13 protein-coding genes and 1 pseudogene are annotated in these 10,792 nt (G+C 66.4%); 9 read left to right on the top strand and 5 right to left on the bottom strand.

All coding sequences use genetic code 11. The annotated features are described in order from the left end of the window. Positions 1 to 212: hypothetical protein (locus tag CON77_RS15540; protein WP_232788458.1), on the bottom strand; the 212-nt coding region annotated here is incomplete at its 3' end. Positions 213 to 250: 38 nt separating this feature from the next. On the opposite strand from CON77_RS15540, the gene CON77_RS08615 reads away from it, so the two are divergent. From CON77_RS08615 to CON77_RS08635, 5 genes are read left to right on the top strand one after another with little or no spacing between them, the layout of a single operon-like run. After that, on the top strand, positions 251 to 541 hold the full coding sequence (locus CON77_RS08615) for a 2Fe-2S iron-sulfur cluster-binding protein (RefSeq protein WP_101048753.1): 291 nt from the start codon (positions 251 to 253) through the stop codon (positions 539 to 541). A 28-nt stretch (positions 542 to 569) separates the two neighbouring features. Further along, positions 570 to 902: a ferredoxin gene (locus CON77_RS08620; RefSeq protein WP_232788459.1), complete on the top strand. Its 333-nt coding sequence runs from the start codon at positions 570 to 572 to the stop codon at positions 900 to 902. Continuing rightward, positions 899 to 1,177, top strand: a complete 279-nt coding sequence (locus CON77_RS08625) for a 2Fe-2S iron-sulfur cluster-binding protein (RefSeq protein WP_101048754.1) — start codon at positions 899 to 901, stop codon at positions 1,175 to 1,177. Before CON77_RS08620 ends, CON77_RS08625 begins: the two co-directional genes overlap by 4 nt. Before the next feature lie 4 nt (positions 1,178 to 1,181). Then, a complete protein-coding gene (locus CON77_RS08630; RefSeq protein ID WP_232788460.1) occupies positions 1,182 to 1,949 on the top strand; it encodes a sulfite exporter TauE/SafE family protein in 768 nt (255 codons plus the stop codon). Between the two features lie 25 nt (positions 1,950 to 1,974). Next, positions 1,975 to 2,892 (top strand): ornithine cyclodeaminase family protein, encoded by a 918-nt coding sequence (locus tag CON77_RS08635; protein ID WP_101048755.1) that lies wholly within the window; start codon positions 1,975 to 1,977, stop codon positions 2,890 to 2,892. 29 nt (positions 2,893 to 2,921) lie between these two features. Here the strand turns inward: CON77_RS08635 and CON77_RS08640 are convergent, their stop codons facing one another. Beyond that, on the bottom strand, positions 2,922 to 3,575 hold the full coding sequence (locus CON77_RS08640; protein ID WP_101048756.1) for a GntR family transcriptional regulator: 654 nt from the start codon (positions 3,573 to 3,575) through the stop codon (positions 2,922 to 2,924). A gap of 155 nt (positions 3,576 to 3,730) precedes the next feature. Between CON77_RS08640 and CON77_RS08645 the strand changes: the two genes are divergently transcribed. Beyond that, on the top strand, positions 3,731 to 4,549 hold the full coding sequence (locus tag CON77_RS08645; RefSeq protein ID WP_101048757.1) for a sulfite exporter TauE/SafE family protein: 819 nt from the start codon (positions 3,731 to 3,733) through the stop codon (positions 4,547 to 4,549). A gap of 71 nt (positions 4,550 to 4,620) precedes the next feature. On the opposite strand, the gene CON77_RS08650 is transcribed toward CON77_RS08645, so the two are convergent. From CON77_RS08650 to CON77_RS08660, 3 genes are read right to left on the bottom strand one after another with little or no spacing between them, the layout of a single operon-like run. Then, the gene (locus CON77_RS08650; RefSeq protein ID WP_101048758.1) at positions 4,621 to 5,301 is read right to left on the bottom strand and encodes a GntR family transcriptional regulator; all 681 of its coding nucleotides are present in this window, start codon (positions 5,299 to 5,301) and stop codon (positions 4,621 to 4,623) included. A gap of 45 nt (positions 5,302 to 5,346) precedes the next feature. Then, entirely contained in the window at positions 5,347 to 5,964 is a 618-nt protein-coding gene (locus tag CON77_RS08655; protein ID WP_101048759.1) for a glutathione S-transferase family protein, read from the bottom strand. 24 nt (positions 5,965 to 5,988) lie between these two features. After that, complete coding sequence (locus tag CON77_RS08660; protein WP_101048763.1) at positions 5,989 to 7,461, bottom strand: gamma-glutamyltransferase family protein; 1,473 nt, start codon at positions 7,459 to 7,461, stop codon at positions 5,989 to 5,991. Positions 7,462 to 8,018: 557 nt separating this feature from the next. Between CON77_RS08660 and CON77_RS08665 the strand changes: the two genes are divergently transcribed. From CON77_RS08665 to CON77_RS08675, 3 genes and pseudogenes are all read left to right on the top strand, one after another. After that, positions 8,019 to 9,551 (top strand): hypothetical protein, encoded by a 1,533-nt coding sequence (locus CON77_RS08665; protein WP_101048760.1) that lies wholly within the window; start codon positions 8,019 to 8,021, stop codon positions 9,549 to 9,551. 66 nt (positions 9,552 to 9,617) lie between these two features. After that, positions 9,618 to 10,637 (top strand): porin, encoded by a 1,020-nt coding sequence (locus CON77_RS08670; RefSeq protein ID WP_157826886.1) that lies wholly within the window; start codon positions 9,618 to 9,620, stop codon positions 10,635 to 10,637. Between the two features lie 15 nt (positions 10,638 to 10,652). Next, a pseudogene (locus CON77_RS08675) lies at positions 10,653 to 10,792 on the top strand (alpha-hydroxy-acid oxidizing protein); the annotation flags it as partial.

Below are 10,792 nucleotides of genomic sequence, written 5' to 3' on the forward strand. Positions count from 1 at the left end.
TCATCTTTGGCTCCTTCAAAAAAAAAGGGGGGGGGCGGAATCGGACGCAGTCGGTGTGTGTTTCCATGACCACGTTCGGTATACAATATACCAACAAACCGGCGCTTGTCAAACATCCCTTGGAGAATTTCTCTAAACCGACCCAAGAATCCTCTCGCAGAAAAATTTTTGATGGCTTTGACTTGAGCGGTTTGTTGGTATACAGTATACATAAAAGCCTTCCACAACACCCGCACACGGACCCCACACCATGCCCGTCGTCACCTTGCACAAGTTTGGCCAGTCCTTCCAGGACGAAGTCAAGCCGAACACCAACCTCGTGGTCCGCGCCGGCATCAAGCAGTTCCCCTACCCGAACCTGCAGTACGAATGTGGCATGGGCAAATGCGCCAAATGCGCCATCCGCGTGCTCGACGGCGCCGAGCATCTGCCGCCGCCGAACTGGAAGGAAAAGAAGCAATTGGGCGACCGCCTGAACGAGGGCTACCGCCTGGCCTGCCAGCTGTGGATCGAGCACGACATCGAACTGCAGCAAGACTGAACCCACCCCGCTCTGGAGTTGTTTCGCCATGTATGTGATCCTGACCACCAAACCCGGCCAGTTCCGCACGGAACCGGGCCCCGACCTCCAACCCATCGAAGCACACGACTTCGTCTTCTACGGACGGCTGCGGGCGAGTTTTTTGATCGCCCAGATCGGCGCACCCACCCGGGTGCGGCTGGTGGACGAAACCGAGCCGGTGACCGTGAACCTGGTGCCCAGCAAATTTCTGGAGAAATTCGCGACCTTGGAAGGGGCGCGGCGCGAGCTTCAGCACCTGAGCCCTCCGGGCGACGCATACGCCCAGCTGCTGCCCCGTGCGGCGGCCTTGTTCAACCAACACACCGGTCACACAGCATGATCCAGGTCACCTTCATCACCAACGACCACAAAACCGTCACCGCCCCCGAAAACAGCAACCTGCTGCGGGTCTCGCTGCGGGAAAAGGGGGGCATTCCGTTCAAGTGCGGCGGGGGCCTCTGCGGCACCTGCAAGTGCCGTATCGAACGCGGCCAGGACCAGACCGACGAGGTCAAGGCCAAGGAGCGCAAACACCTGAGCGAGGCCCAGTTGGCCGAGGGCTACCGCATGGCGTGTCAGACCTTCCTGCGCGGCGACGTGGCCGTGTCCTGGTGACGCCATGCTTGCCGAGGCATCCGGCCTGACCGCCTGGGGACTGAGCGGGGGCACTTACGTGGCCATGGGACTCATGGTGATGACCGGGGCCTGTCTGCAAGGCGTCAGCGGTCTGGGCTTCGCCATGTTCTGCGCCCCGATCGCCGCACTGCTGTTTCCCGAACTCGTGCCCGGCCCCTTGCTGGCCCTGGGTTGCCCCCTGGCCTTGATGACCGGCGTGCGCGAGTTCCGGGCCATCGAGTGGGCCACGGCGGGCCAGGCCATCGCCGGCCGTTTGGCCGGCACCGGGCTGGCCGCCTGGTGCATGGCCTGGCTGTCGGTGCAGACTTTGTCGCTGCTGTTCGCCGGTCTCATTCTGCTGGGCGTGGGGCTCAGCCTGAAAGGCTGGCAGCTGGCACACAGCGGACGCAACACCGCCCTGGCGGGCGTCGCCTCGGGGCTGATGGGCACCATCACCTCGGCCGGCGCCCCGCCATTTGCCATCGCCATGCAGCACCTGCCCGCCCACCGCCTGCGCGGCACGCTGGGTGCGGTGTTTTTCGTGGGTGCGGCGGTGTCCCTGGTGGCCCTGGCCGGGGTCGGACGCATGGGGGCACAGGAATTCTGGCTCAGCCTGCTGCTCGCCCCCTGGATGGTGGCCGGCTTTGCGGGCTCCAGCCACCTCAAAGCGCGCATGCACAAGGCGGCACTGCGCCCCGTGCTGTTGGGCTTGGCCACCTTCGGTGCCCTCGGGGTGCTGGCACAGACCGCCCACCAGGCCGGCCTGTGGTGACGTTTTTCAATCCGATGGAGTCCATATGCAACACATCACCGACGCGATGATCGATGCGGCCGTCAGCCCGGCCGACGCACAGCGGGTTTTGCTCGACGCGTTCCGCAGCTTCGGCCAGCACCGGGCCGCGATGCAGGAACGCATCCGCACCGAGGCCGACGGGGTCAAGCTCTCGACCCTGGGCGCCGTGATCCCCGAACTGGGGGTGGCCGGCGCCAAGGTCTACACCACCATCCAGGGGCAGTTCACCTTTGTGATCGTGCTGTTTTCCAGCGAAGACGGCCGCGCCCTAGCCACCTTCGATGCGGGCGCCATCACCCGCCTGCGCACCGCGGCCTGCAGCCTGATCGCGGCCCGCCACCTGGCCCGTCCGCAATCGCGCCGCCTGGCCTTGTTCGGGGCCGGTGTCCAGGGCAAGGCCCATGCGCTGCAAATGGCCCAGGCCTACGCGCTGGACGAGATCCGCGTGTGCGACCCTTACGCCCCCGCCGGCCTGGCCGAGGAACTGGGCCGGCAGTGCCAGACCGAAGTGCGCCTGTGCGGCGCGGACGAGGCGGTGGACGGGGCCGACATCGTAGTCACAGCTTCGCGCTCGACCACCCCACTCTTCGGGGGCGACCAGTTGGCGCCCGGCTGCTTCGTGGCCGCCATCGGCTCCAGCCTGCCCCACACCCGAGAGCTGGACGACCGGGCCCTGGGGCGGGCGGCGCTCATCGCGGTGGAGTGGCGCACGCAAACCCTGCGCGAGGCCGGTGATCTGGTGCTCGCCGCCCCGGGACTGATCGACCCCGCGCGCGTGGTGGAACTGGGCGACCTGGTGACCGGGGCCGTCCCGGGCCGGCAAAACGACCGGGACATCACCCTGTACAAATCGGTCGGCGTCGGTCTGGAAGACGTGGCCCTGGCCGGTCTGGCCTGGCAAACCCTGCAAGCCCAGGCATGACGCACCGGCCCCACACCAGGCGGCCCAGATCAGGGCTCCATCTGGGCCGCGTTGTAGACGTGGCGCATCGCCAGCAGCGAGGCCAGTTCGGCATCGCCGTTGATGACGGCACGCAGAATGGCCGCATGCTCGTCCCAGTTCTGCGGCCCCCGGTTGCGGTTGATCGGGGTAAACAGCAAGGCGGTGCGGTCGCGCAGCGAACGCATGATGTCGCGCAAGATGGAGTTGGCCGCGATGTTGCCCAGGGTGTCGTGGAACTCCTGGTTCAGGCGCAGCATCTGGGCGTCGTCGGTGCTGGCGGCGGCGCGCGCACCTTCGTCGAGGATGCGCTGCATGTCGGCGATCTGGCGGTCGTCGTGCCGCTGGGCCGCCAGCTTGGCGTTGAGCCCCTCCAGGGTGGCCCGCACCTCGACAAGTTCGCGCATCTGCTGCGGACTGAAACTGGTGACCGACGCACCGCGCCGCGGTTCGATGGTCACCAGCCCCTCGGCCGCCAACTGGCGCAAGGCCTCCCGCACCGGCATGCGCGACACGCCCAACTCCTCCGAAAGCTTGCCTTCGACCAGGCGCTCGCCCGGTGGCACCTCGCCCGAGAGGATGCGCTCGCGCAAGGCGGTCATCACCAGCTCGGTCAAGGGCGAATGGTTTGCCCCCAGGGTCGGGGCCTTGTTGTCTTGTGCCATGGCGTGGTGCAGGGTGTCGAGGCTGCCGGAGCGCGGACGGAGCGCCGCACGAATGATTCTATTGGTACCCAAGGATAACGAATGTCCACACTCACCCTTTCACACCCCGTGCCGACCCGCACATCCGGCATCCACCCCCACCCAGGAGCGTGCACATGCTGAGCCTGGAACTCCTCCCCTGGTTGCCCGCTTACCTGGGCCTGGGCATCGTCGGTGGCTTTGCCGCCGGACTCCTCGGCATCGGGGGCGGCATGCTTTATGTCCCGCTGCTCACCTGGTTGTTCGAACTCCAGGGCTTTGACCGCGGCACCCTCCTGCACCTGGCCCTGGGCACCTCGTTGACAACGATCGTCTTCACCTCGATCTCCAGCGCCCGCACCCACCACGGCAAAGGCAACGTGGACTGGTCCATCGTGCGCGGCATTGCACCGGGCATCGTCGCCGGGGGCGTGGTGGGGGGCTGGCTGGCCAAACACCTGGGCACCTCGACCCTGGCCCTGGTGTTCGCGGTGTTCGTGACCTACTCCGCCCTGCAGATGTTCCTCAACGCCAAGCCCAAGCCCAGCCGCGCCCTGCCCGGCGCCTTGGGCCTGATGGGGGTGGGCACCGTGATCAGCACCCTGTCGCAGCTGGTGGGCGCGGGGGGCGGTTTTCTGTCGGTGCCGTTCATGACCTGGTGCAACGTCAACATGCACCGCGCCGTGGGCACCTCGGCCGCCATCGGCCTGCCGATTGCGGTGGTGGGCACGGTGGCGTTTTTCGTCAGCGGCCGCAGCGCACTGGGTCTGCCCCCGGGCAGTCTGGGTTTCATCTACTTGCCGGCCCTGCTCGGTGTGCTGGTGCCCAGCGTGCTGATGGCGCCGGTGGGGGCCCGCCTCGCCGCCCGCCTCCCGGTGGCCACGCTCAAGCGGGTGTTTGCCGGCTTCCTGTTTGTCTTGGCGGCCAAGATGCTGCATTCGGCACTGCTGACCTGAACAGGGACCTGCCTTGCAGCAAAACGGGCCACGACGGGCCCGTTTTGCATGCAGCCCGCTCTCAGGGAAAATCAGGGCTCCATTTCGGCGGCGTTGTACACATGGCCCAGGGCCAACACCGACGCCAGCTCCGCATCGTTGTTGAGCACCGCCCGCAGGATGGCCGCGTGGTCTTCCCAGTTCTGCAGGCAGCGTGACCGGTTGTAAGGGGTGAACAGCAGAAGGGTGCGATCGCGCAACGAACGCATCACCTCCTGCAACACCGAATTGCCCGCGGCACGCCCCACCACGTCGTGGAACTGGTGGTTGAACTCGGCCAAGGCCTCCAGGTTCTGCAACTCGGCCAGGCGATTGCCCTGTTCCAGCAAAGCACGCAACTGGGCCCGCGTATCCGGATCGGTGCGCCGGGCCGCCAGCTTGGCGTTCAAGGCCTCCAGGTTCGCCCGCACCTCGACCAGATCGCGCACCTGCTCCGTGCTGAAGCAGCTCACGCTGGCCCCGCGGCGGGGCTCGATCGTGACCAACCCTTCCGCCGCGAGCTGCCGCAGTGCTTCGCGCACCGGGATGCGGGACACATCGAATTCGGCGGACATGCGCCCCTCCACCAGCCGCTGCCCCGGCGACAGAGAGCCGTCCAGAATGCGGGCCCGCATTTTTTCCACGACGAGCATGGTCAGCGGCGAGTGGCTGGCGCCGGGCGTGGCCTCGACACGGTGCAGGCGCGGCTGCGGGTGGCGTCTGGAACGGTCCATGGCGGGGAAGGAGCTGGTGGCGGAGGAAAAACCCGAACCCAGGGCTCAGGCGGCTTGGCGCAAGGCCAGCGCACGCTGCGCCGCCGGGCGGCTCCAGCAGCGCCGGTGCCAGGCCATGGCATGGTGACAGGCCTCGCCCCCCAGGTCGGCCAGGCGCTGCAGCACCGCCGCGACGTTCAGGTCGGCCACCGTGAAGTGCTCCCCCACCAGATGGGGCTGTCGGGCCAGGTGTTCGTCGAGCACGCGCAGCCGCGCCTGCAGCTGGCCCAGGGCGGCTTCGGCCAATTCCGGGCGGCGCGCCTCGGGCGGCAGAAAGGTGGTGTGGTGGAACCACTGCCGGGCCAGCGGTTCAGCCTCGGTCGCCGCCCACAAAGTCCATTGCAAGACCTGCGAATGCCCTGCCTCGTCGGCCGGCCACAGACCACCCTCGGGCCGCGTGCGGGCCAGGTGCAAGGTGGTGGCCAGCGACTCGAACAGCACCAGCCCCCCATCGTCGATGGCGGGCACCGTGCCGTTGGGATTGATGCCCCGAAACGGCGCCTCTTTCAGGCTCGGGTCGTTGTAATGCAGCCGCACATGTTCATAGGGAATGCCCAACTCCTCGGCCGCCCAGAGGGGACGGAAGGCACGGGACGCGGCGATGCCGTAAATTTTCAAGGCCATGGTGTGCAATCGTGTGTGAAAAACTCAGGCGGCCAGGGCCATGCCATCCTTGCGTGTGTCGGAGCCCCCCACCAACCGGCCATCGGGCAGTCGCAAGACCACCTGCGCACCGCCGAAGTCGCTGCGTCCCCCCAACTCCCCCAAACCCGCGGGCTCGCTGTAACCTGCCGCGCGCAGGGCCGCCTCAATCGCGACCGGGGTGCCGGCCTCCACGGCCAGGTCCCGATCGGACTCCAGGCGCCAACGCGGTGCATCGATGGCCGCCTGCACCGGTTCGCCCCAGGCCGCCAGGCGGGTGATCAGTTGCACATGGCCCTGGGGCTGCATGGCCCCACCCACCACGCCCAGACAGGCGCGGAATGCACCATCCTGGAGCACAGCGGCCGGCACCACCGTGTGGTAGGGCCGCTTGGCCGGCCCGGGCCCATTGATGTGCCCCGGCACCGAAAAACCGAAACCTCGGTTCTGCAGCACAAAACCCTGACCCACGGCCGCAATGCCCGAGCCGAAACGCTTGAACACGCTGCTCATCAGGGTGATGGCGAATCCGTTGCGGTCCACCACCACGGTGCACACCGTGTTCCCTGCCGGGTCGGCGACGGTTTCCTTGGCCACCTTCAGGGCGGCCCGCATGGCATCGGCCATGGCCACGGTGGTCTGCGGATCCCCTTTGTCCAGAGACTGCCCCTCCAGCGCCGCCAGCGCATGCAACACCGCCACCCCATGGGTGTTGGGCGGACACTCCAGCACGGTCCAACCTCGGAATTGACCGGCCACCGGCTCGGCAAAGTGTCCGTTGTGGGCCGCGAAATCGGCCTCCGCCAACACCCCGCCCATGTGCTGCACCGCCTGGGCTGCCGCCCGAGCCGGCGCCCCCAGATAAAAGGCGGCCGGACCCTCATGTGCCACCGCCGTCAACACCGCAGCCAGTTCGGGATTGGCGTACCGCTCTCCCGCCCTTGGCACAGCGCCTGCCCGGTACAGGCGAGCCGTGTGCGGGTCCTGCCGCAACACGGGCTCGAACAACGCCCATTCACGGGCGGCCACCGGGGCCACGGCAAAGCCGTCCCGGGCCACGGCAATCGCGGGAGCCAGCAGTTCGGCCCAGGGCAAGACCCCGTAGCGGGCATGCAGGTCGTGCCAGGCCTGCACCACCCCCGGCACGGTCACCGACAAGGGGTGCCGTTCGGGAATTTTGTGGTGGGGCAGATCTTGCCAGGCCGCGGCCGTGAGCAAACCGGGCGACCGGCCGGTGCCGTTGTAACTGACCGGCGCCTGCCCAGGCGGCACCAGCATCGCCAAGACATCACCGCCAATGCCCGTGGCCATGGGCTCCACCACCCCCAGCACGGCGTCCGCGGCGATCGCCGCATCGACCGCACTGCCACCGCGTTGCAGCATGCCACGGGCCACCTGGGCAGCCAGGGGGTGCCCGGTGGCCACCATGGCCGTGTCACTGCTCACGCCCCAGGCGGGGTCCAAGGATATCGAGGTCATGCGCACTCCTGCTTGGGTTCTGGATTGCGGACCGCCGCTTGCAAGCGCCATCGATCCACGGTAGCTCTAATTGTATACAGTATCCATAAAGCACGTCATGTGTCAGGCACCCTCTGAGGATTGCCCACTGCCGCACACCCAAACGCCAGACACCCCACCGAAACACCGCCAACGGCACACGGGCACTTGGCACACTATATGCATACTGTATACGTAAAGTAGTCTTCATCAGGGTTTCGGCCCAAAGACCTGCAAAAACCAGGGCGATTTGCACCAAAATAATGCATTTACGCCCAGGGAAAACACCGAGTTCACTCATTTAGTATGTTGTATACCATTTGAGTACAACGAGTGAGAAGGAGAAAGGATCTGTGTATGCACCAACAAAGAGCAGACGCCAGGGGAGAGGACACACGCTTCACGAGGGGGAGCCCATGAAATGAAACACCACGCCAACGGGCGTCCCGCGCACACCAACTTGAACACGACTTCGGTCACACGCTCCCGCAACTTTGCCCCGGCCCTGCGCCGGACCTTCAACCCCATGGGTAACTGAAATGGATTCCACCGTCACACTCACCGCGGCCCACTGGTTTTACCTGATCGGCGTGGTCACCATCATCGTCACGATGATGTTCCGAGCCAACGTGCTCGTGCCCTCCATCGCCGCGACCTTCCTGGTCGTGTTCGCCTGGACAGGCAGCCCCCTCAGCGCCATCGGCGGCATCTTCGGTGCCAGCCTGGTCGCGGCCAAGGAGCTGTTCAACATCTTCCTGGTCATTGCCCTGATGACCGCACTGCTCAACTCGCTCAAGTCCTTGCAATCGGACATCCTCATGGTCAAGCCGTTCCGCTACCTCATGAAGAACGGCACCACGTCCTACCTGATCCTGGGCCTGATCACCTACCTGATCTCGCTGTTCTTTTGGCCGACACCGGCCGTGCCGCTGGTCTGCGCCGTGCTCCTGCCGGCCGCCATCGCCGCCGGTCTGCCGCCGCTGGTGGGCGCCGCCGTCATCGCCATCGCCGGTCAAGGCATGGCCTTGTCGTCGGATTACGTCATTGGCGTGGCCCCTGGCATCAGCGCCAAGGCCGCCGGTGTGGCCGCCGACCTGATCGCCGACCGGGCCCTGGTCTTGTCGCTGATCACCGGTGTGGTGGCCCTGGTGCTGGTCTACCTGTTCCAGCGCGGCAAATTCAAGGCCGCCAGCCCCGAACTGCTGGCCCGTTGGCAAAACCTGAGCCAGAACGAGAACGCTGAGTTCGAGTCGGAAGGCACCTCGCACAAGATCGAAATCGCCAAAGGCACCGGCCGCGAAGAGCAACCGGTGACCGGCCAGGACCTGCGCCGCGCCATCAACAGCGTGGACGAACGCCGCCAGAAATGGGCCCGCGTCTTCGCCATCGTCACCCCGGTCGTGTTCCTCGCCATCATCACCGTCATGGTGCTGCCCAAGCTGGGCATTCCCCTGCAAGACCTCAAGGGGGGTGCGGGCGCGTCGCTGGTCGGCGGTGCCGCCGCCCTGCTGATGCTGCTGTGCACGGCGGCCTACCACGGCCCGAAAGCGATGCTGGAAGAAAGCGCCAACCACATCACCGAAGGTTTTGTCTTCGCCTTCCGTGCCATGGGTTCGGTGCTGCCGATCGCCGGTTTCTTCTTCCTGGGGGCCAGCGAAACCGCCGCGGCCATCGTGGGGACCGCGGCCAACCAGACGCCCAGCCTCCTGTTCGATCTGGTCAGCGGCGCACAGAACTGGATTCCGCACAACCAGTTCTTCGTGGGCTTTGGTCTGCTGATCGTCGGGATGATCACCGGCGTGGACGGCTCCGGCTTCTCCGGCCTGCCCCTGACCGGCGCACTGGCCGGCGCCATGGGCCCGGTCTCCAGCGTCGATGCCGCCACACTGGCCGCCATTGGCCAAATGGGCGCCATTTGGACCGGCGGCGGCACGCTGATCGCCTGGTCGTCCCTGATCGCGGTGGCCGGCTTCGCCCGCGTCTCCGTGCTCGAACTGGTGCGCGTGCTGACCCCTCCGGTGTTGATCGGTCTGGCCACCGCCACCGTCGTCGGTGTGACGGTCTTCGGCTGATCCATGTCGATGACCACCCCCTATTTTTCCACCCCTGTGTTCCACCCCCTCCCCTTGGAGTGTTTCATGAAAAAAACCGCCCTGACCCTTGCCCTGCTGGCCACCGTGGCCGGCGCACATGCCCAATCGTCTCTGACCGTCTACGGCACGGCCGACTTGGCCCTCACCTCGTCGAAAAGCGGTGACCAGCGCCAAACTGGCGTCACCAGCGGCACCAACTACGAGAGCAAGATCGGCTTTCGCGGCACAGAAGACCTGGGCGGCGGCCTGAAAGCCAACTTCGTCATGGAAGGTGGCTTCAAGATGGACACCGGCGAACCGGGTGAGCCGGGCATGCTGTTCGGCCGCGAAGTCTGGGTCGGCCTCTCCGGCGCTTTCGGCGAGATCCAGGCCGGCCGTGCCGTGTCGGCGTACGACCACATCAACGGTGCCGGCTTCTCCGCGAAAAACGGCAACCTGTCGGCCGCCAACAACGTGGTCATCAGCCGCCGTTTCAGCGACTACGTGAACAACGGCGTCACCTACATCACGCCCACCGTGGGCGGCCTGACCGGCGCGGTCACCTACGGCTTCGGTGAAAACAAGAACGCCAGCCAGGACGCTGGCAGCATCACCAGCCTGAGCCTGAAGTACGCGCAAGGTCCGCTGATGCTGGGCCTGGGTTACCAGACCGAGAAACCGACCGGCAACGACTCGGCGCTGAAGTTCACCCGGGGCACCGCCACCTACGACTTCGGCTCCGCCAAGCTGCTGGCGGCCTACGGCCGCGTGGCCCAGGACAACCATTCCAACAACGAATGGCACCTGGGGGCCGACGTGCCCGTCACCCCGCAGCTCACCCTGTCGGGTGGCGTGGCCCGCTCCACCGGCACCATCAGCAGCACCCCCGGCAACGGGGTCTACGGCCGCACCGCCGTCGTCAGCGCCACCGAACAGGAGCGCACCGGGTACGGCCTGACCGCCTACTACGCCCTGTCCAAGCGCACCACCGCCTACGCCGGCTACCAGTCCTACAAAGTCAAGACCGTGAGCCAACCCGACACCAAGGGCAGCCTGCTGGCCGTGGGCCTGCTGCACCTGTTCTGAACCATCCCCCCCCCCCTGGTGGGGCACGTGAAGGGCGTGAGCGACATGCGCTCGCTGTCGGCCTGGACCAACGAGCAGTTCGATCCGCGCCTGAGCTGGGCCGACGTGGCCTGGGTAAAAGAGCGCTGGGGCGGCAAGCTCATCCTCAAAGGCAT

It is taken from the genome of Macromonas nakdongensis, assembly GCF_002837145.1.
Classification (GTDB): Bacteria; Pseudomonadota; Gammaproteobacteria; order Burkholderiales; family Burkholderiaceae_C; genus Macromonas_B; species Macromonas_B nakdongensis.

Bases quoted from the DNA above. Each gene is read 5' to 3' on its own strand.
- CON77_RS08635 (WP_101048755.1), top strand. From the start codon at position 1,975: ATGCAACACATCACCGACGCGATGATCGATGCGGCCGTCAGCCCGGCC.
- CON77_RS08650 (WP_101048758.1), bottom strand. From the start codon at position 5,301: ATGGACCGTTCCAGACGCCACCCGCAGCCGCGCCTGCACCGTGTCGAG.
- CON77_RS08655 (WP_101048759.1), bottom strand. From the start codon at position 5,964: ATGGCCTTGAAAATTTACGGCATCGCCGCGTCCCGTGCCTTCCGTCCC.
- CON77_RS08640 (WP_101048756.1), bottom strand. From the start codon at position 3,575: ATGGCACAAGACAACAAGGCCCCGACCCTGGGGGCAAACCATTCGCCC.
- CON77_RS08660 (WP_101048763.1), bottom strand. From the start codon at position 7,461: ATGACCTCGATATCCTTGGACCCCGCCTGGGGCGTGAGCAGTGACACG.
- CON77_RS08625 (WP_101048754.1), top strand. From the start codon at position 899: ATGATCCAGGTCACCTTCATCACCAACGACCACAAAACCGTCACCGCC.
- CON77_RS08665 (WP_101048760.1), top strand. From the start codon at position 8,019: ATGGATTCCACCGTCACACTCACCGCGGCCCACTGGTTTTACCTGATC.
- CON77_RS08620 (WP_232788459.1), top strand. From the start codon at position 570: ATGTATGTGATCCTGACCACCAAACCCGGCCAGTTCCGCACGGAACCG.
- CON77_RS08645 (WP_101048757.1), top strand. From the start codon at position 3,731: ATGCTGAGCCTGGAACTCCTCCCCTGGTTGCCCGCTTACCTGGGCCTG.
- CON77_RS08615 (WP_101048753.1), top strand. From the start codon at position 251: ATGCCCGTCGTCACCTTGCACAAGTTTGGCCAGTCCTTCCAGGACGAA.
- CON77_RS08630 (WP_232788460.1), top strand. From the start codon at position 1,182: ATGCTTGCCGAGGCATCCGGCCTGACCGCCTGGGGACTGAGCGGGGGC.
- CON77_RS08670 (WP_157826886.1), top strand. From the start codon at position 9,618: ATGAAAAAAACCGCCCTGACCCTTGCCCTGCTGGCCACCGTGGCCGGC.